Origin of the sequence: Microcoleus sp. Pol12B3, assembly GCF_036701355.1 — a bacterium.
In the GTDB taxonomy this organism is placed as follows: Bacteria; Cyanobacteriota; Cyanobacteriia; order Cyanobacteriales; family Microcoleaceae; genus Microcoleus.
The window spans coordinates 27743-46763 of the sequence record NZ_JAUBQS010000032.1 but is presented as its reverse complement, the minus strand read 5'-3'; the positions used below and the strand labels follow the sequence as shown (position 1 = coordinate 46763).

Here is a 19021-nt window from a genome sequence, read left to right as displayed (position 1 = left end):
CGATTATCGAGGGTTTGGGATAGTAGCGCACCTTACTAATTGTGCCAGTTGCGCCCAGGACTGTACTTGTAGGTGCTGATGGCACACGTTACTACTACAGATAGTGTAAAAATTGATTTATGCAGCCTAAGTCCCGATGGAGAAGCTTTTTGAAAGTTGAGTGTTACTGACTGTTTTCTACAAACGTATGTGCCTCTTGGTTGAAGACTTTACCTCTTGGTTGAGAAGTTTACATTGTACTTGAGAATTTTATTGTTTGAGTACGAGTCATTGGGGGCAACAAATAATATCCGATATCGGCAGCGGCTTGCACCGACATAATAAAGTCGATGGTACTCTTTAAGTTTCTGTTGACTGCTCAAATCTTGACCGATTAACAATCTGCTGAAAAGGTCGCTTCCGTCAATGCCAACTTCATCAAAAGTGCTGCCTTGCGAATTGTGAATAGTCAGAGCAAAGCAATTGTTAATTTCAGCAAACAAGTCATCTTTGAACCAGTAATATTTCCTCCAAAGAAATCCATTGCGTTTAGCACTCTTTAGCTTTTCTTTAAGTTCAGCCTGGTAGCGCTTATTTTCAGACTCGTGCAGGACAAAGATTTGCCGAAATAAACCGTCATCAGTCACAATTTTTAGCAGCCAAACTCGATAGCCTCCGTGCTGGTTAATCTCAACTTCCTTGACGGTAAATTCCGTTGAAGTCGGTAAAATTACGGTTTTGCCGTCAGGTGCCATGACGGGTTTTTTGGTAATTAGCCTTTCTCCCGGTACAAATTGGGGTGCAGCTTGACCGTAGACTTGTTCTCTGATAAGCTGATTGTAGTATCTGACTCGTTTGTTAGTCCAGCACAGAATTCTGAAACGATCGGGATTTTGACTAAATTCTAGATCGATCGTTTTGACGGCATATTGTAGCAGCGTTTCTGATTTAACTTTGAATGCACCGTTTGACTTGTCTCCTTTTTTGTATTTAGAGTGTGGCAAAAATATGTCTGCTTTGCTATTGACAAAAGAGCGGCATTCTGTTATGAAATCGAGCACAGGGCTTTCCCCTGCTTGCCTGACAACTTTGGTCAGTACAGCTTTATTGGTAATGCTGAAAGCAGGCGACTTTTTGTCTCCTACAGGATTGAGTTGAGCGGGGTCGCCCATTAAAATTAGCTTGCGGTGATTGAAGAATGTGCGTTCAAAATTGCGTTCTATCCATTTCCACAATTCGCTTCCAACCATCGAACATTCGTCGAGGAAGATGATATCGTAGAGGTGAAGGCTGCTGGAACTTGTCTGTGACAAGGCTTTTTCTTGTTCTTTTCTGACCATGCCTAATCCTAAAAGTTGGTGTATTGTCATAAAATCAACTCCGAAAATGCCTTGAGACGCTGCCATTTTTCTGAGGATGCCGACTGCTTTGTTAGTAGGTGCTGTGAGGGCAATGCGTTTGCTTTGACTCAAGAGTTCTTGGATAATTTGAAAAACAATTGTGGATTTTCCAGTTCCTGCATAGCCGCACAGCAAGAAGAATGACTCGGTAGTGGTTAGAAAGGTTCTCAATTTGTCGAGGGCTTGCTGCTGTTGCGGTTTGAGCGTGAAGGGAAATTGTGTAAGTTTTTGGGGTTGTTCGAGTAAGGTTTGAATCATTAGTTAGCGTCCGTTACTAATTTTATCAACCTCTGATTAAGCGTTAGCTTGACGGGGAAGTCTTTCAAGAGTAGGTTTTTTAGATTCCGGGCAAGGAAGATTCCTAAGTCTTGTTAATAAAACTTTTAAGACAAATAGGAAATTTTTCTGTTTTTTGTCCCAGCAAAAAAGCACCGTTTACACCCTACGGAGTGCTCGCTACTTCCCACTCATCTCCTAAATGGCATCCTTTCTAAATCAAGTTTAACAACTTTTTCCAGAGCTTCAAGACGCTTATTTAATGTTTTATGTCGGGGACATTCTACAGCATACTCATATTTAGAACCTGTATGTTGCAGTTCATAAATTTGGCACTCAATTAAGTTGCTCAAGTTGCCGACTAGCTTTTTGACAGGTATTAGCCACGCTTTAGCTAGTGCTTTAGTACGAAACCCAATCCAAGCTGTAAAGTAGGAGCCGTCTTCGCTAATTTGATAAGCCACATTGGGCGATAATTTAACAATAGGTTTGATGCGGGCAATACCCAAACCTTTGAGTTCTCTCAAGGTGTAACTTAGGAGTTCTCCGCTGTTCCACTGGATGTGAAATGGACGTGGCTCTTCAACGTTCAAGTGTTGGACTCTCCCCATTCGTTGAAATCCTTCTCGGTGCTGTAAAATGCAATCTCCCTCTCTAAATCCGTAGAAGCCTTGTTTCTTTGTTAGGTTTTCTAACTGCTGCTTCCAGGCTTCTTCCCAAGCTATGTCAAAGTCGAGAAGTTGGTAATTTTGTTCGCTCAATTGTTGAGCTATTTTTTCTTTTAACTGCTGTTTGTAGATTGGCATAGCGAATTCTAAAAAGTTGTCGGGTACTTCGAGAGCTAAATGCGTTTTAGCTCTGATTCTGATATCGGTAACAGATAAATAGCTGGCGGCTTTTAATTGCTGGGGTGTCGGGATATCTATGGTACAAATTGTCGGGTAGCCGGGAAACAGGTTGATGGGAAAGTGATACAATTGGTCGAGAGCAGAGATGAGAATGTGCTGTTCAGTGAGCGATTCTACTTTGAAACGAGTTGCGTTACTAAATTGTATCTGTTCGGAATTAGCGAGTACGATAGTTGTGCAAGCTGGAAGTTCTCCCGCAGTATTTTGAGGAATAAACTGAGGCACGATAGAGATTTTAAGGACGCGGATTTCATCAAGGCTATAAGTCCAAGAAAATGCCTTTTCGCCCGAACTTGCGTCCCAAGTAATTGTCACAGGTTTTTCAGTTTGATTGAGAGAAGTAACAGTACCGTATTGGTTACCAGTTTTAACGATATCATTTAACCTGAAGGGATGTTCTTCAGCAGGTGCGGGAATGAGGAAAGGAAAAATTACTGCAACTACTTCTTTGGCTTGAGGGAAGTGCTGGCTAGCTGATTCAGGAAAGGTGTTGTGGGGGTTTATAATAGACTTGTTAGGGTTCATAAAAGCAAAAAGTTGGTTATCCCTCAACTTCTCCCGCTAGGGAATAGCTTTTAATTAATTTAGAGATTTCCTCAACTCATGGTTCTTGCTTCAATTGCCGGACATGACTTAGCTGTTGTTAGAGGGGAGACTCTGTTGCAATCGCCAACTATACTGGTATCTGCCAGCCCTAGGAGCGCACAGCTATCAACTTTAGGATTATTACTCATATAATTAGAGAAATCGATACAAAATGCGATGGCTCCTTTGCGTCAATTAAAACTCTAATAACAAGCTCTAGTTAGTAGAGTTTAACAAACCCGGTTTTGAGCATTTATCACTCCAGTTAACAGCCCCCAGTAGATAAAAAATTACCCCAGCTATCAGTAGGAGCTGTAGCTGGGGTAATTCGCCCGAAAGCGGATATATTAATCTAACGCAGCTATATCGATTAATTCGATTTCAAACAGAGCTGCGTCGTTATTCTTTAGGCAAAGTAGGCTTGGGTGGGATGTCAAAAACAATCACAAATGTGAATTCTTTGACAAACCGCTGCAAAACCCGAAAATGATCGTCTGCATCCCTCCTCCTGCGAAATCGCGCCACAACAATACGCTGACAATTAGGAAGCAGCTTAATGATGCACCACGGATGCAATCTCTCAAAATAAGTCATTTTAACCTCACCAGCGACAGTAATAGGTTGCGTTCTTTTTTCCTTGCTTGCCATTACGCTAGTTGAGAGAATATTCTTCAAGACAGGTCACGCTGACCTTGACAATTAATTAGGTTTGTGCTTTAAACTGCTCAAATTCTCTTCTAACGCACCTTCTTATCTTCGGAATGCGGACACAGCAAGTTCGCCAGTACGTCGGGAATCTCCTCAAAGTGTTCCAGCAGAAAATCCATTACTGCCAAATGGCGCAAATCAACAGCAGTAGGAAATCTTCGATTTTTCCCCCGCTTAAACCAACCCTGTACTGTCGAATCAGAGCGGGAACAAATGGAGGCAATTTGCTCGTAACTTACCCCCCACTTGACATAAAACTGTTTCGGCGTCATTCCCAATTGGCATTGGCTGTAAACTGCAATCAAATTGCGTTCTCTATCTGTCAAAGTAGGCGGCTTTTTCATCCTCATACCTCTCTAAATCTTCTTCCCACGCCGTGTCAAATTGACACCAAGCTGTACTCTTGGAATTAGGAGCCAACCAAATTATGTAGCACCACATCCAACAGTAACGGCGCGGTTCGTAGTTGTAAAAATTGCCAATAACTATTCCCCAGTCACCTTCTTCACCAACATCTGCCCAGCGCACCATCTCGCCACACTCAAAGCGCGGGGGATGAATTTTGGCAAAACTTGCAGGCAACTCAGTTGAAGGTGGTATATCATTCAAATGTTTTAGTGGCAGGGCCGAAATCAAATCTCGCTTTCCTTTTGAGATTGACATGAGTTATTAACTGTGCATCGACTGCAACAGATTTGTTTTGATAGGTTTTTAGGCCAATTTCTTGATAAAGAAATTGCTGGGCGATATTTCCTTAAATCAATCAATTGGAATCTATATTTGACGAACTATTCTCAAAGCCCAACTCTGGCTAGGCTATCAGTTTTTTGAGATACCGCCCAATCGCGTTGATGTCAAGTCCGGTTGCAGCAGACTGGTATAGTAAAGGTGTAGTTGCTTTCGTCAGCGAGGCGCGATGATCGACAAACGTCTCCAAATCGAACCACACCGGGAAGTAGAAGGACTATTGGAGAATATTGATGACTTGTTATTCAGAATATAACCAGCCAGCCAAAAAGGTTGCAGGTAGAATCAAACAATAGTATAATTAGATTAGCTACTAATAATTTTCTTGGTAGCGCGGTGTTATGACAGCCCTTGAACCTGTTACTTTCAGAGACCTCATAGACGCGATCGCCACCTTGCCGATTATCAACTTTCCTGAGAATTCTAGTCAGTTGAATAGCAATAAGCGGGAAGTAAGTTGCAACAAGCGCCTCCGATTGCCCAGAAAGCGATTGAGCCGGATTTGGTTGGCCATCAAAGAATAGAAGCCAGTTAGCCTACTTGACGTAATGTCCCTTTCGTCCAATAATGAAGGAATTTACGCTAAGAGGGCTGCGCCGTGAAGGTTCAAGGGAATGGGCGCGCTAAGATTTTGACGCCCGCAGAAATTGACCGACTGTTTGACCGGGGTTTTATTACAGCAAGGGACAGGCTTTTGTTTGCTGTAACTTTTTACTGCGCCTGCCGCATTTCAGAGGCGTTAGCTTTAACAACTCACGACATTGTTGGGGGGTCAGTTACGTTGCGGAAAGCGACGACAAAGGGGAAATCAGCAACGCGAACGCTGCCGCTCCATCCTATGCTGGCTAAGTATTTAAAGGCTTACAATCCAGATGTGGGTTTTTTGTTTCCGGGGCGAGACAATACGAAGCCTTTGACTCGCGCCGCATCGGATGTGATTTTTAAAGAAGCTTGCAAGCGGGTAAGAATTAAGGGGGCTTCAACACATTCGATGCGGCGGACGGCGCTGACTAATTTGAGCAATGCGGGGGTGCCGCTGCGGGTGATTATGGAGATTTCGGGACACAAAAATTTGTCGAGTCTCCAGCGCTATTTGGAGGTACAGCCGGAACAGCTTGTCAAGGCGATTGGGCTCTTGAAGTAAGGCGACAGAGCTCAATATTTTCCTGTCCTTTAATATTACCGCAGTTTATAGATATTCCGAAACCGACAGCATTCAGCATCAAACAGCAACTTAACCGTTCCCGTTCCGCTATTGCGCCCTTTCAATCCAATAATTTCAGCCATTCCTCTATCAGGAGAATCAGGATTGTAATAATCGTCCCTGTAAACTCCAAGCACAACATCCGCATCCTGTTCAATTCCACCAGAGCCACGCAAATCCGATAAACTTGGACGCTTGTTCGTGCGAGTCTCTACCCCCCGATTGAGCTGAGAAAGCAGCACAACCGGCGCGTCAACCTCGCGAGCCAAAATCTTCATCTGCCGCGTAATTTCGCTAATTTTATTGACAACATTTTCATCCGCCGAATTCACCATCAATTGCAAGTAATCAACAATTACCAAACCCAATGGGCCGCGCTCACAAACAAACTCCCTAACTCTGGAACGAATCTCCAAGGGAGACGGTTCCAAACTTTCGTCTATCCAAAAATCAGCATCGCTAACTTTCCCTAAAGCCGAAGCTAGGACTTCGTACTTACCAGCTAGGTTAACTTTCCTGATATCTTTCACCGACACCCCACTCTCAAGTGCCATTAGTCGCGCTGCCAAGTCCCGACCTGGCATTTCCATCGAAAACATCAAAACTCGACCGTTCGTGGGAAGGCAAGCAATGTTGTAGCCAAGGGCACAAGCCAAAGCTGTTTTGCCACTGCCCGGACGACCTCCTATAACAATCAATTCACCTCGGTAAAATCCGCCTCCCAATAGGTCGTCGAGGTCGTAAAACCCTGTGCTGATTCCAGGAAAGTAGTTAGCAGTCTCCAAGCGCTCTTCCTCAATTTCATCTAGATATCGCCAAAGCTCCCCGCAGTATTCCGAGAGAGGCCGAATAGCTTTTTGCCGCTCTTCTTTGTACTTATTGAGGGCAAAAATCTTTTCCTCGGCTTTATTTAGTATCGCATCCAATTCGGTGGAAGTTTCGTAGCCAAGCTGCACGAGGTCATTACCAACTTTGATGAGTTCGCGCCGGACAAACTTGTCTACGACTAGCAAGGCATATTGGTCGATGTTGACGGCTGAAACAGTTCGGTCTACCAGCATTACCAGTTTGGTTTGACCCCCTACTACTTCCAGCAGGTTGTGGTCGTCGAGGAAGGTGGTGACGTTCATCAAATCTGTGGGCTGCTCCTTAGAGTGCAGCGCTAAAGCGGCCCGATAAATGTGTTGGTGGACTGTAATTGCTAACGCTTCGGGACGCAGAATATTTGCGACTCGGTTAATCGCGATTGGGTCGATCAGAATTCCGCCTAAAATTGCTTCCTCTGCATCAATATTGATCGGCCTTTTGTCAACAAAACTGACTGCCATGTCTGGTATTCTCCTTTGAGCTTGTTGTTAATTAAACTGTACTAAAAGTTGTCTAAAGGATTAGATGCTGTCTACATGGGTTAAATCATCACTGTTTTCACAGCTAAGTTAAATAACTAAGTAGTAGATAATTTGTTAAAAATTTGTTTGACGTGCTGAGGAAATCGATGCATCCACTGCAAGTAAATTTGCTGCTGAATACCTAGCGCTGCAAAAGCTTCTTTGCCTAGTTGCTGGAACTGTTCGCATAACGTTCGATGAGTTTCTAATGGCATATAATGAGGGTCAACATAATCCTCAGTTATTCTTGTTGTCTGTGCAGAACGAGAATCTTTTGGAATTGGAGAAGAGCCTGTTGAAGCTGGAGACGAAACAACATTTGTTGGGTTCGAGTTTTGAAAACCGTTAGTTTTCTCCCACCAGCGACCGCGCAAACAATCAACGACCCACCCTGAAGGGTTGGATATTTGCTTTGTTTGGCTTCGGACTTGCAGCAAGTTTAAGGCGGCTTGGATTTCGTTTAAGCTGTGCTGGAGGACACAAATTTTTAATTCAGAATTCATGCCTCCTGTGGCTCGCGTAACGGCTTCGACAATTTCAGTTGCATCGGGATTGGCAATTGCAACCGCTTCGATAATTTCAGTTGTCTCGGAATTGGCAATTGCAACCGCTTCGACAATTTCAGTTGCATCGGAATTGGCAATTGGAACAGCTTCGACAATTTCATTCGCATCGGGGTTGGCAATTACAACCGCTTCGATAATCTCAGTTGCATCAGGATTAGTAATTGGAACGGCTTTGACAATCTCAGTTGTCTCGGAATTGGCAATTGGAACAGCTTTGAGAATCTCAGTCGCATCAGGATTAGTAATTGGAACGGCTTTGACAGTTTCAGTCGCATCGGGGTTGGCAATTGCAAGCGCTTCGACAATTTCAGGAACTTGGGGAGTAACGGGCGAAGATATTTCAGGACTTAACGGAACAGCTTTATTGGTAGGTATTGGTGATTTGGCGGCAGAGATTGTTGGATTGTCGAGGCTGTTGAGTTCTGTCAGCAGTTTTTGCGGGGGTTTAGAGGTCAAACCTCTTTGTTCTGGAGTGCAAGGCATTGCCACATCGACTGCCTGACTGTTATCTGAATTAATTCTCAGACATTCAGCGGTTGGGGCGGAACATTTATTTTCACTAAGGGTTTTTAGTTCTTGTTCTGAATTTTTATTTAATTCAGTGCTTTTAGATTTGATCCCAGTTACAAGCTGTGGTTTTTTATCTGGTGATGTTAAATTTTCTTCCTCTTTAGAAAAATTTAAAAAAACAGCAGCAACATTTTCAGTGCTTTGCTGTCCTTTTTTATCCTCTGTAAAGAGTACGGCACCATCAGGGTTTGAACCCCCTGTTTGCTCAATTTTTGGCTGGTTCAGTCGATTTTTTGACTGCTTGCTCAGTTTTTGGAATTTTGAATTGGTGTGAGTGAAGGGGCGAACGTCGCCCAGGTGCTGCACTGCTATGCGGAAAATGCCACGCCCGTAGTTTTTGAGAATTTTGACCAAGCCGAGTTTTTCGAGCTGTCTGAGGGCTGCCCGCCTGGTGTTAGGGCTATAGGGCTTGCCGTTTCGGACTCTTGTGGCTCGTTTTTCGCCCAAGGGGATGCAATTGATGTCGATTTCCTCTGGTTTGCCGCCGATGCAGGTTCTGTACAGGTAGAGGGCGAGTTTGAGGGCGCTGGGGGTAGCGCCTTCTAGTATGTCGGCTAGGGCTTCGTAAATTGCGGCGTGTCGGGCGAATGGCGGTTTGTGCCAGGTAGTTGTATCTGCAACCATTTTTTGTTCCGGGGTAAAAATGAGCGTAAATGTCCCTTCATGCGACTGTGACAGCCGCAAGGTTTGCCAGAGCGGTTGTTGTGAATTTGACCGCGGGCTATTGAGCGCGAATGCAGCGCTCGCTGCACTCAACAGGATTTCGGGTTGGCTTCAACAACCAGGTGTGGTAGTAGTTCCGCCGGAACTCGATTCATAGCGCCGTCGCTTGAACTATCGGCAAACTTTAGCGAAGCGGTTTTAAGGTCTTGTACTTTTGCGATCGCTTTTTTGTAGCGATGCAGTTGTCCTAAATCCAGCAGTGTTGAGACTGACCGCCCCGCTAAAAGATGAGAAAGGGTGCGCGACTATTTTTTCAATCCTGCCAGACCAGCCGATACGGGATTTGGTGGCGAATCAGTCTAATAAGACTGATCAGAGTTGTTCTAAAAGCTGAAAACTTTACGTGGTAAGAGTTTCAAAAATGACTTGTCGCGGCATTCTAGAGGTTTTGTCGCGGCATTCTAGAGGTTTTGTCGCGGCATTCTAGAGGTTTTGTTCTAACGGTCAAACTTGTATGGGGTATGGATTTGAGAGCGATTTTAAATACCTATTTTTTTTAGAACAAGTTTCAGAACAGTCGGAGCATCTTTTGCCGAAAAAAAAACCAGCCGGGAAAGGTGGGTTTGTAGGGTCGCTTTGGTGAGAGTTATGTCCTGGACACACGGGTGGTCATCACCTAGCCCTGTCTGGCGTGTTAAATCAGAACCGGAGAAAAAGGATAAAACCGCTATTTCACGTTCGGGTTTTTGAGACTTCGATCAAAAAAAATTGTTTTTCGGAACTTGGACTCACAATCAAAACGCTGAAACTTAGTAACCTCGTTCCTCACGCCAGACAGGGCTAGTGGTCATCACCTGAGTTTGATGGACGAGAATACAGAGGCTACAGCCCTTGAACCGGGGAAAAAACTAAGGTGATGGCGATGTTAGTCAAGCTCTGCTTGCTGTCGCTGTTTGAGCGTAGAATCCCCGTCTCTTGACTAGCGGGGAGTATGTCAAATTAGGACTAAGGCTAAGCATCATCAGGATAGAGGCTCTTCAGGGGGGGTTGCCCCTACTTTCACACCGTATATTGAGGCTGTGCGTAAGTCCTAAATATGTCAATCTGAAATGCTTAACAGATGCCAGATTTGGGATTCCAGTTCTGGTGCAGGGATTCGCTCCCCACGTTCCAACATGGATACATAACGCTGCGACACCCCTAGCCAGCCAGCCAATTGTGCTTGAGTCCAACCTTTGGCTGTTCTTGCTTCTTTTATCTCATTGCTTGTCAGTTTAGGTTTGGGAGCTTCTTTCAGGCGGGGTTGAACCTGTTTGAGTTCAGCTTTGCTTGCCAGGAGTTGGGGGATAGGTGCTGGCGGATGGATGGTAATTTTGGCTGCCAATAGCGTGTCAAAGTATCCTCGTTTTTTTCGATCCTTGCTACCGGGTCTCAGCCATTCTGGGTAGGTCTCTTGGTCAAACTCGATTTGAAACGCTCGCTGGAGTTTCAACAGCACTTCCAGGGTGTGATTCCAGCTATTCATCAGCGTGTAAGCTTTTCTACGGTCAGACCGGGCTATATCGATTACCGTTTGGGATAGGAGCGCTTTTAGAAGGGTTTCCACTTTGTAACTGCCACTGGTGTGAAATCGGCTTTCCATCGTCAGATGAAGTGCTAAGCGCAAAGCCAGTTCATCATGGTAGGCATCGATTTTGAGAATCTCCTGGGCTAAATAGCCAAACTGATACAAGGCTTCTTTGGCGAAGTAACCTGCTTTGTTCAAGAAGGCATGAGTCCAGAGCCCCGGTTGGACTGTGATGTAGACTTCATCAGGCTGCTCTATTTTGCCCTCCAGATTCTGCTGACCTGTTAACTGAATTTGAATATTCCACATTCGCGAGGTGTCAACGCTGGCTCTAATTCCACCTTTTTTGTGTTTGCCTTCAACCCATGTGGCTTTGATTGCTAGGCAACCTAGAGCATATGCAGTTTTAGCTAGTTCATTCAGTTTTTTAGACGCGGGCAAGTCTGTGCGTTTGTCCCAGCCCATTTCCTTGATTAAGTCACTGCCTTCGAGAGTGAATAAGCTTTCCCACGGCTCTTCTTGTCTCATAATATGAGCGGCAAAAATCAGGTGTAACTTGGCAGCGGTCAGCCCAAACTTGTCAATAATTTGCATGGCCTCTTCTAAAGGCAGCAGCGTGATGTCGCCGGGGTTGGCGATGTAGTGCTCGATGATGTTGTTGGGGTTGCCCTTGGCTCGGTGTTGGAAGTAGCCGACACCTGAAGGGTATTGCTGCCACAAGTCTGTTCTCAGTTGTGCGTGGAGGCTGGATACCATAGGAGGGGGTGTCGCAACAGGGGCGATCGGTCTATTATGGTACAGACGAGGTTCTGTAATGGGTTTGTCTGGGGTATCTCTAACTTCAGCCAGACTTTCTGAGCTGGTGCTGTCAATCATAGTTTTAGTCAATAGTTAGAACCTAGTATTTTACTTACTGAATTTTTAATAAATTCGAGAATTTTAAGTCGGCATAATGTCGTCAAGTTGCAATTGTAAATTGGGAAATAGGTAAGAAGAAATCGGCTCTCCCAAGCGATATTGTTGCTGCTGGTAAACTCCATCAACCAACTGGCAGACCGTGAAAGTAGGTTGCTTGGGATTGCCGATAAATTGCAAACCCCCCAAGCCTCGAAAGTCCACAATCCAATATTCTGCAATCTTCAAAAAAGCGTATTCTTCCACTTTTCTTGCATAATCATCTTGCCAATTAGTGCTGACAACTTCGGCAACAAGCTTAATTGTACTATCTTTACAAATCACTGGTTCTTTTTGCCAAAGGGGTTCACTACTAAGTTCTGCTTTATCTAAAACAACTACATCAGGACGCAGTGCTGTGGCCTCAGCGTATAGGGGTTTTATTAAACAAGTTTTTGGAACCAACCAATTGAAATTACCACGAAAAATTTCTACGTAAATTCTACCAGCAATACTACCTGCAACCGCTTCGTGAGGACCAGTAGGTTCCATGTCTCTGAGTTCTCCATCAATGAGTTCATATCGTGTATTATCCCCATATAGGGCAATAAACTCCTCAAAGCTAAGTAGTTTGGATGGGGTGTATGTCATAGGTTATTTTTTAATGGGAGGTAGCTTAATTAGAAGTTTCGTGGGGTAGGGAGTAGAGTTCTGTTAAGTTTATTATACTCGCTCGATTGCATGACCGCCTTCGAGCTTGTCAAACTAATGGAGGCGGATTGCGATCTGATAAATCGCCCCGTGCCGATTCCAGAGAACCATCCATTATATTCCAATCAATGTCATCATCGGGGAACAGCGATAATTGTCCAGGCGAGACGTTGGATTGCCCGCGATTGTGATAAGAAAGGTGACACGCAGTACAAAGGGCTATTAAGTTTTCTGGACGGTTGTCCTCCGGTATCCGGTTGCGGTGGTGCACTGTCAAAGTTAGGGAACATCGTTCGGACTTGGTTAAGCCACTTATCTTACCGGGTCGGAGGCATTGTTGGTTGCATTTAGTACAGCGCCAGAGCGCACTTTCTTTCACGGAGAGCGCAATAAGAGTGCCAATTGTCGGGATACCTCTTGGCTTTTGTCATAGCTCATTTCTCATAGGCAATTTAGGATGAGATTCTTTGACATCTGAAATCATCCAAGAATAGAATCTTGGAGACTTTCAGGAATGTGAACGTCAAAGGATATTCCGTGGGCAGCAAAGTAAGGTTGACCGTTAGCAACAACCGCATCAAACTTGTGTTCTTTATGACTTCCTTTTACAGGAAAATCATTTGTTAGCATTTCTTTTAAAGCAGGTTTATCATCATAGAATCTAAGAGTTTTTCTAATTATAGAAGTTGTAATTCTCGCAGCATCTTGGCGATTTCGCTTAGTTTTTGCAGGAACTACATTAACTAGGTAAGTCTACGCGATATCTTCTAATAGATTCTCGACATTATCTAAAGAGCCGCGAGGTTCTGTGAATTGAATACTGTTAATCCAACCCCGTGCAATTTTTTTTAATCGCTCATGTTTAGGAGTACCATCTGGCTCATCTCCGGGGAAAAGCAAACCCTCACTGGCCGCGAAGTTCATTCGTTTTGCAAAGTCTCTGAGAAAATGAATATCTTCGCGACCAAAAGCCTGCACTCGACTCCAATTATTTAAAAATTGTACGCGCACATTATTGTCATCAAAAGCAACAACACCAATATTAATCCGTTCGTCAGCGATGGGATTGGGGACGTATTGAACGATACTATATCTGCTTGCCATTGCTTTTGCCTCCTTCTATGCAAATCTCATCTATGATAAAATTGCAATTATCACACAAATAGGAGTTTTGTTCAGCTTGGGGCGCTTGCTTTAACACATTATCTCCTGCTTTGTCAAGTCGTTAATAAAAAATGACATATTCGCCAAACAAAATTTACGAATAATTACATCAACTCAGCAAAAGCGAACCGAGACAATTTGAGGAAAGAATGCCGGCAAGAGATACAATCCATAATATCGTTAAAGAAGCGCTGATAAAAGATGGTTGGGAAATCACTAACGACCCCTATGTAATTTCTTACGGAGAGCGATTTCTCTTTGTAGACTTGGCAGCGGCAGCGTCCGAAGTCAACAACAAAATAGAAGGGCGTTTTATTGGCGCAAAGCGAGAAAATACCCGCATCGCCATTGAAATTAAAGAATTTCGAGGAGTGTCACCTATTGCCGATCTGGAACAAGCTCTTGGTCAATATATACTCTATCGGTTATTGCTAGGCCAAGTTGACCCAGAACGGATAATTTATTTAGCCGTTTCCACTCTGGCCTATAACGGCATTTTCAACGAACCTATTGGCGAACTCGCCATTACAGAAATACCCTTAAATTTGGTAGTAATCGATTTAGAAAAAATAGAGGTTCAACAATGGATAACTTAACGGATAATGCAACCACATACCGAGAAATTGTCAAACAGGTAATCGGGAAATATGCCCAATTAAAGCCTTCTCACGGAGAGATCCGACTTGATCCCGTGTTTGACGAAACTCACGATCGCTACGCCTTGATGCAAGTTGGTTGGGATCGGGGGCGGCGAATCAGAGGAAACCTCATTTATATCACGTTGGAAGCTGGTAAAATCTACATTGAATATGACGGTATGGAATGCGGCATTACCCAAGATTTAATTGAGGAAGGCATTCCTCAAAACGATATCATCTTAGCTTTTCTGTCACCCGATCAAGTCCTTGTTGCCGCATAAAACAATGCCGGTCGTGCTAAGCACAATACAAGTAGTGTGCATCAGGGAGAAAATTATCGCTGTTAGCCAAGGATTTACAACTGACGCACCCTACTAGCTAGCCCTAGCTATATGACTTTACCAATCTAGCTCTTGCCGAAGCATTGAGCGCAGAGGAATTACATAATGTTTGATATTTTAAAATCGTGGCTATCATCTTTAACACCGATTCAATTTCAAGAATATACTGCGTTTACTACTACTTTACTTATATTAATTACTGTAATTAGATTTATTTATGACTTGAATAAAGATAGAATCAAAATAATAGTTACAGTTGAACGTGAGCGTGATAGCTTGCCAGCAATACAACAGCCTTTAATAAATTATTTTTTGCTTAAAGTTATAAATAAAAGCTATAATCCTGTCGTAATTAATGAAATTGGAGTGATTACCCAAAGCGAAACAATTAATTTGGTAGATATGCCTTGGATATTTACTCACCTAAAAGAGGATCAAGGGGAAATTCTGGGAAGTCTCGAATGGGTAGCGATTCCTGGTACAGTGAATCCACAATCTATGGGGATAGCTCTAATTTTATTTTCTAACTTAGAAAAAGCTTATAAAAATATCAAAAAAGAAGGAGAAAAACTGTCGTTGGAAGACCCTGGATACCTGCGAACAGTTAATCTTGTCACTACTTATGAAGAATTGATGAAGCCGAATTCGTATAACACCAGCACTCAAGTGCTGACAGTCAAACCTTATACAGTGATTACTACAGGTCAGCGTTTTATTGGCAAAAAAACAAAGATTCAATTAGGAAACCTTCATACATCTGTGCAAGCTATGACTCAAAAAAAAAGATTCCTTTGATACAAGTAAGGAATCATTTAGGCATTAAAGTTTGGACTAATTATTAAACAATCTAATTAAAGGTAAAGGCATATAATGAATATCAATGCAACCCCAACAACCCCCGCCCAAGTCCGCCAAGACCTAATCGACGCCTTACAACTCGACCTGATCGGCCCCATCCCCGACGACGAAGCCCACGCCGCAGAAATCATCAACCAACCCCCTTCCCGCTCGTATCTCAGCGGTTTTTTCGTACCCTGGTTTGCCAAGATTAGAGGCATACGGAGCGATGAAAACGGCGAGTGTTTCCACTCGATCGATTTTAGCAAGCAGACCGATCGAAACTTTGCCGTTATTTCTCAGTATTTTGCTTTAAAACCGCCTCAATTTCCGCCAGCTTTTGGCGCAAAACCTCCTGCAACTCCACAAGTTGGTCAACCTCAGCTTGCTCCAACACTTGAGGTGAGAGCTTTTTCAAATTCCCGGCTGCCAACTTAACCTGCTTGAATTGGCGGGCTGCCCCTGGGAAATCATCCAGATTAGAATTGATAATTTCTTGCACCAATTTACGAGTTTGAGTCACCGACAATTTCTCGGCAATAACTCGATCGGTTGCTTGAACTCTAATCGGCTGCGCTTCTTCCTCTGGCAAGACTAAATTTTTAGCAGAGAGTTTAGAAAGAGCCATTGCATGAACCCCTTTAAGTCCTAATTGCCTGATAGCAGTCTTAAGGTCATCAGCCAAAGACAGCATCGGGAAAATGTTGGCATCGATAGAAGCGGGATTGAGCTGCAAATCCAACAGTGTCCGCAAAACGGCCAACTCTTGTTCATCCAAACCCACAGCGGCCAAACCCTGTTGCTGCTCGTCAGGTGCCACCGTCACCAACTCGGAAACCAAGTTCATCCGTTTTTGCGCGTTCAAGCGTCGCACCACTGTCGAGAGAATGCGGGGGATAGTTGCAGCTTCCAAACCCGTATTTTCAGACAACTCCCGCACAATAGCTTCTGCTTTATCGAGGGGATTGAGATCTTCCCGGTGCAGGGAAGTCAGCAGTGCTTTGCGGTGCAAAGCCGCGGGTTCTGGAACGATCACAGCTTGTAAAGTTTCCCAGCCCAGATTTTTAGCGCTGCGCCAGCGCCGCTCTCCATCGAATATCACCAAATCCCCCCGTTGAATCAAGATAATGGGTTGCAGTTGTCCGTCACTAGCGAGGGAACGGGACATGGACTCGATACTTTCCGGCAAAAATGTCTGTCTGGGTTGTTCAGGATTAGGCTGAATTTGGTCTAGTGAAATGGAGAGGATACCGCTGGCGGATTCTAGTTGTTCTCGCAGTGCAGTCAATTGAGATTCCAATTCCGTTGAACCCGATTTTCGCAGTTCTTCAATTTCTGCTTTGAGTTCCTGAATCTCGGATTCAGCTTCAGAGAGGTGCATTGACTGCTTGGCGGATGAAAAATAATTTCCCAAGTCGGGAGCTTTACGGGTGGCCATAGCGATTTTAGATTTTAAATTGGGGATTGGAAGAAGTCAGTTCATGCCTATAAGCCAAAAACGAAGGATTCGTTTTCGCCGGCGCAAGTTGTGACTGTGAATCAAACACTATTTCTTTTTTTTTCCTTTTTTGGCAATAGCCGGAGCAACTCCATTTCCCATTAAAGTAGCTAACTGTTTAACAATTTCTTTGAAGTCGCCTAAAGCTGGGTGAAGGGGGCGATAAAGGTGTAATGGCAACCCTTGACCGCTGGCATTGACAAATTCTGCACTGTCCCGAATAGGTGGAAAAACGCGGATATTCATCTGCTCTAGCTGGGCTGGCAATGACTCTAAAAGTTGTCGGTGGACGGCTCGTTTCGTATCGTATTGGTTGGGTACAAACCCTAAGATTTCTGGTTGCGGCTTGAGGCGTAATTGTTTGCAATGGTGGTAGTACCACTCCAGCAGGTGAGCTGCTCCTTGAATTGATTTTGGTTCGAGCTGTACGGGCACTATTATATGAGTGCAAGCAGTTAGTGCCATCAAGGGCAAGGGGCCGAGGGTAGCGGGGCAGTCGAAGATAATTAGGTCGTGATCCATTGGATAGTCACTCAGGCAATCGCCCAGAAGATAAGCGCCACGCTTGTGCAGAACTAACTCGTCTGCTGTTTGCGTCAGCGTCATTCCGCCTTGACAAACGGTTATATTATTGGTGTGGGAACTCCAGCTAGGAGTAAGAGGCCAAGAGCCATTGAAGCTTTCTCGCATTATGGCGGACAGTGTGTGTTCTGGCTCTGGCGGATTTAGACCGCAAAAAAGGGTCAGGGAGCCTTGGGGGTCGAGATCCATAATGGCTACTTTCAAACCCCTTAACCCCAGTTCGTAGGCGAGGTGAACTGAAAGTGTGGTTTTGCCAGTGCCGCCAGCATTGCTGATGACTGCTAGTCGAATTTGCATGGTTTTGAATTAAGTAGATGATTTAAGTATCATATATCGAGAGTCGGCATCAGATATCGATATATGAGAGCATCGCGGTAAACCACCGTTGGGCCCCACGGTGAAACAGCAAGTTAATATTTAGTCTGACGAGTAGATTATCGTCAAGTTTAGTACGGGGAAGATTGTTGAAAAGAATTTAAGTTCGATCGCTAGACTGAAACACGGAACGTCATATATCGATATCTGAGGTATGGGATCTAACCGCCGAGTTAACTTCGATCGCAGTCTTGGGACGGTGCGATCGTACAATGTACTAGGGAACTTCAAAGGCACGGAAGGGTTGGGCGAGTCAACTGAACAATTTGCATTAACATACCTAGAATTAGTTGAATGTTTTCAATAAAATGCTCTGTTGTTTCAATATAAACCGTCCTATCTTCTAGTTTCATGAACCTCCAGATACTGCCTGTTGTCACTGCACCATAAACACAGGAAATGCTGTTATCTTTTTGAATATTAAAAATCTGGGCTGCAAACATTTCTGCAATGCACTGGGCAATTCCCGATTTGATATTGTCATTCTTGGCTTCGACAAGTGTAAACACGGGAGCATTTAAAGATAATTGTTCTGGTGAATGACTAATCATAAAGTCACAAATGCCATTCAGTCCTTTGACTCGATCAATATTAAATTCCGTACCGGAAAAGAGGCTGATTTGACGATCGCACCGCCTGCGGAGTTCAATCAATACCGGAGCGACTATCATCTCCGATCGCGCTTTTTCCGTGTCAATTCCCAAAGCTAAGGGAATATTTTCGGCTAAGGTTTCCTTTAAAAGCTGACTGGGTGCGATCGGTTCTACAGCCGTAAAGACTTCAGATACTTCTCTAATTGTTAAGCCGAGTTTATGCTTAATATCATCTAGGGAAAATTCGCTATAAGACATAATAGTTGCACCTTTCACTCCGTCGCTCTAATTTTATATTTAGATCGCGTTCGTTAAGCCAGGAAGCTATTCATAGCTTTGTCCCGATTTTGGTAGGTTTTTACGAACGGATGTTCCCAACAGATATGACCAATAATAACCTGTGTTCCGGATCCCAGCTCGCTCTGAATCTCCAACTGAGCGCTAATCTGCTCGACCCGCTGCCACATTCCACCCAGACCAAATCCGCTGACTTGCTACTGCGGATCGAACCCGCATCTGTCGTTACGTACAGACAGGTACAGCCGATAGCATGGAGTAAACAATCAAGTGAGCGTGAGTTGTTAGCAGATTATCGGCTGTACCTCTGCTCGGCATTGCTCTGTCAAATCGTGCTGCTCTGAACAAAATCGTCCTAATGCTTTGCGATCTACCGAACGTCACATATCAATATCTGAGGTACGAACTCTAAAAACCGAGTTAACTTTGATCGCAGTCTTGGGATTTGGTGATCGTACAATCTGCCGAACGTCATATATCGATATCTGAGGTACAGACTCTCACCGCAGAGTTGATTTTGATCGCAGTCT

At 44.1% G+C, this 19021-nt stretch carries 18 protein-coding genes; 5 read left to right on the top strand and 13 right to left on the bottom strand.

The features are described 5' to 3' along the window. Nucleotides 1-209: 209 nt before the first annotated feature. The 5 genes from QUA53_RS17380 to QUA53_RS17360 form a co-directional block, all read right to left on the bottom strand. Nucleotides 210-1637, bottom strand: coding sequence for a DEAD/DEAH box helicase (locus tag QUA53_RS17380; protein ID WP_333045413.1), 1428 nt, complete (start codon nucleotides 1635-1637; stop codon nucleotides 210-212). Nucleotides 1638-1846: 209 nt separating this feature from the next. Beyond that, nucleotides 1847-3088, bottom strand: a complete 1242-nt coding sequence (locus tag QUA53_RS17375; protein WP_333098705.1) for a hypothetical protein — start codon at nucleotides 3086-3088, stop codon at nucleotides 1847-1849. Between the two features lie 459 nt (nucleotides 3089-3547). After that, the gene (locus QUA53_RS17370) at nucleotides 3548-3742 is read right to left on the bottom strand and encodes a hypothetical protein (protein ID WP_041623899.1); all 195 of its coding nucleotides are present in this window, start codon (nucleotides 3740-3742) and stop codon (nucleotides 3548-3550) included. Nucleotides 3743-3885: 143 nt separating this feature from the next. After that, entirely contained in the window at nucleotides 3886-4200 is a 315-nt protein-coding gene (locus QUA53_RS17365; RefSeq protein WP_333045410.1) for a helix-turn-helix domain-containing protein, read from the bottom strand. Next, nucleotides 4172-4519 carry a hypothetical protein gene (locus tag QUA53_RS17360; protein WP_333098706.1) on the bottom strand — a complete coding sequence of 116 codons (348 nt, stop codon included), beginning with the start codon at nucleotides 4517-4519 and terminating at the stop codon, nucleotides 4172-4174. The genes QUA53_RS17365 and QUA53_RS17360 overlap by 29 nt, the downstream gene beginning before the upstream one ends. Before the next feature lie 425 nt (nucleotides 4520-4944). Between QUA53_RS17360 and QUA53_RS17355 the strand changes: the two genes are divergently transcribed. After that, entirely contained in the window at nucleotides 4945-5127 is a 183-nt protein-coding gene (locus QUA53_RS17355) for a hypothetical protein (protein ID WP_015179663.1), read from the top strand. Between the two features lie 74 nt (nucleotides 5128-5201). Then, entirely contained in the window at nucleotides 5202-5747 is a 546-nt protein-coding gene (locus tag QUA53_RS17350; protein WP_333085761.1) for a site-specific integrase, read from the top strand. A gap of 35 nt (nucleotides 5748-5782) precedes the next feature. Here QUA53_RS17350 and dnaB read toward each other — a convergent pair whose 3' ends face one another. The 5 genes from dnaB to QUA53_RS17325 form a co-directional block, all read right to left on the bottom strand. Further along, the gene (gene dnaB / locus QUA53_RS17345) at nucleotides 5783-7135 is read right to left on the bottom strand and encodes a replicative DNA helicase (protein WP_333098708.1); all 1353 of its coding nucleotides are present in this window, start codon (nucleotides 7133-7135) and stop codon (nucleotides 5783-5785) included. A 116-nt stretch (nucleotides 7136-7251) separates the two neighbouring features. Continuing rightward, a complete protein-coding gene (locus QUA53_RS17340) occupies nucleotides 7252-8955 on the bottom strand; it encodes a hypothetical protein (protein WP_333098710.1) in 1704 nt (567 codons plus the stop codon). Between the two features lie 1138 nt (nucleotides 8956-10093). Further along, nucleotides 10094-11437 carry a helix-turn-helix transcriptional regulator gene (locus tag QUA53_RS17335; RefSeq protein ID WP_333098712.1) on the bottom strand — a complete coding sequence of 448 codons (1344 nt, stop codon included), beginning with the start codon at nucleotides 11435-11437 and terminating at the stop codon, nucleotides 10094-10096. A 63-nt stretch (nucleotides 11438-11500) separates the two neighbouring features. Then, on the bottom strand, nucleotides 11501-12106 hold the full coding sequence (locus QUA53_RS17330) for a Uma2 family endonuclease (RefSeq protein WP_333098713.1): 606 nt from the start codon (nucleotides 12104-12106) through the stop codon (nucleotides 11501-11503). Between the two features lie 813 nt (nucleotides 12107-12919). Continuing rightward, nucleotides 12920-13270, bottom strand: a complete 351-nt coding sequence (locus tag QUA53_RS17325; RefSeq protein ID WP_190655499.1) for a DUF3037 domain-containing protein — start codon at nucleotides 13268-13270, stop codon at nucleotides 12920-12922. 209 nt (nucleotides 13271-13479) lie between these two features. Here QUA53_RS17325 and QUA53_RS17320 point away from each other — a divergent pair, with 209 nt between their 5' ends. From QUA53_RS17320 to QUA53_RS17310, 3 genes are all read left to right on the top strand, one after another. Beyond that, nucleotides 13480-13926, top strand: coding sequence for a XisH family protein (locus tag QUA53_RS17320; RefSeq protein WP_333098718.1), 447 nt, complete (start codon nucleotides 13480-13482; stop codon nucleotides 13924-13926). Continuing rightward, entirely contained in the window at nucleotides 13914-14249 is a 336-nt protein-coding gene (locus tag QUA53_RS17315) for a XisI protein (protein WP_015179643.1), read from the top strand. The genes QUA53_RS17320 and QUA53_RS17315 overlap by 13 nt, the downstream gene beginning before the upstream one ends. Nucleotides 14250-14414: 165 nt before the next feature. After that, on the top strand, nucleotides 14415-15104 hold the full coding sequence (locus QUA53_RS17310) for a hypothetical protein (protein WP_190655503.1): 690 nt from the start codon (nucleotides 14415-14417) through the stop codon (nucleotides 15102-15104). A 334-nt stretch (nucleotides 15105-15438) separates the two neighbouring features. On the opposite strand, the gene QUA53_RS17305 is transcribed toward QUA53_RS17310, so the two are convergent. The 3 genes from QUA53_RS17305 to QUA53_RS17295 all read right to left on the bottom strand — a co-directional run bounded on the left by QUA53_RS17305 (nucleotide 15439) and on the right by QUA53_RS17295 (nucleotide 18452). Continuing rightward, nucleotides 15439-16584: a ParB/RepB/Spo0J family partition protein gene (locus tag QUA53_RS17305; RefSeq protein WP_190655504.1), complete on the bottom strand. Its 1146-nt coding sequence runs from the start codon at nucleotides 16582-16584 to the stop codon at nucleotides 15439-15441. 108 nt (nucleotides 16585-16692) lie between these two features. Further along, complete coding sequence (locus QUA53_RS17300) at nucleotides 16693-17523, bottom strand: ParA family protein (protein WP_190655507.1); 831 nt, start codon at nucleotides 17521-17523, stop codon at nucleotides 16693-16695. A 305-nt stretch (nucleotides 17524-17828) separates the two neighbouring features. Continuing rightward, a complete protein-coding gene (locus QUA53_RS17295; protein ID WP_333098722.1) occupies nucleotides 17829-18452 on the bottom strand; it encodes a hypothetical protein in 624 nt (207 codons plus the stop codon). Between the last annotated feature and the right edge of the window lie 569 nt (nucleotides 18453-19021).

Excerpts from the sequence above, each read along its gene's own strand:
- QUA53_RS17315 (WP_015179643.1), top strand. The coding sequence starts at position 13,914 with ATGGATAACTTAACGGATAATGCAACCACATACCGAGAAATTGTCAAA.
- QUA53_RS17370 (WP_041623899.1), bottom strand. The coding sequence starts at position 3,742 with ATGACTTATTTTGAGAGATTGCATCCGTGGTGCATCATTAAGCTGCTT.
- QUA53_RS17375 (WP_333098705.1), bottom strand. The coding sequence starts at position 3,088 with ATGAACCCTAACAAGTCTATTATAAACCCCCACAACACCTTTCCTGAA.
- QUA53_RS17330 (WP_333098713.1), bottom strand. The coding sequence starts at position 12,106 with ATGACATACACCCCATCCAAACTACTTAGCTTTGAGGAGTTTATTGCC.
- QUA53_RS17295 (WP_333098722.1), bottom strand. The coding sequence starts at position 18,452 with ATGTCTTATAGCGAATTTTCCCTAGATGATATTAAGCATAAACTCGGC.
- QUA53_RS17305 (WP_190655504.1), bottom strand. The coding sequence starts at position 16,584 with ATGGCCACCCGTAAAGCTCCCGACTTGGGAAATTATTTTTCATCCGCC.
- QUA53_RS17340 (WP_333098710.1), bottom strand. The coding sequence starts at position 8,955 with ATGGTTGCAGATACAACTACCTGGCACAAACCGCCATTCGCCCGACAC.
- dnaB (WP_333098708.1), bottom strand. The coding sequence starts at position 7,135 with ATGGCAGTCAGTTTTGTTGACAAAAGGCCGATCAATATTGATGCAGAG.
- QUA53_RS17325 (WP_190655499.1), bottom strand. The coding sequence starts at position 13,270 with ATGGCAAGCAGATATAGTATCGTTCAATACGTCCCCAATCCCATCGCT.
- QUA53_RS17335 (WP_333098712.1), bottom strand. The coding sequence starts at position 11,437 with ATGATTGACAGCACCAGCTCAGAAAGTCTGGCTGAAGTTAGAGATACC.
- QUA53_RS17310 (WP_190655503.1), top strand. The coding sequence starts at position 14,415 with ATGTTTGATATTTTAAAATCGTGGCTATCATCTTTAACACCGATTCAA.
- QUA53_RS17320 (WP_333098718.1), top strand. The coding sequence starts at position 13,480 with ATGCCGGCAAGAGATACAATCCATAATATCGTTAAAGAAGCGCTGATA.
- QUA53_RS17380 (WP_333045413.1), bottom strand. The coding sequence starts at position 1,637 with ATGATTCAAACCTTACTCGAACAACCCCAAAAACTTACACAATTTCCC.
- QUA53_RS17360 (WP_333098706.1), bottom strand. The coding sequence starts at position 4,519 with ATGTCAATCTCAAAAGGAAAGCGAGATTTGATTTCGGCCCTGCCACTA.
- QUA53_RS17355 (WP_015179663.1), top strand. The coding sequence starts at position 4,945 with ATGACAGCCCTTGAACCTGTTACTTTCAGAGACCTCATAGACGCGATC.
- QUA53_RS17300 (WP_190655507.1), bottom strand. The coding sequence starts at position 17,523 with ATGCAAATTCGACTAGCAGTCATCAGCAATGCTGGCGGCACTGGCAAA.
- QUA53_RS17365 (WP_333045410.1), bottom strand. The coding sequence starts at position 4,200 with ATGAAAAAGCCGCCTACTTTGACAGATAGAGAACGCAATTTGATTGCA.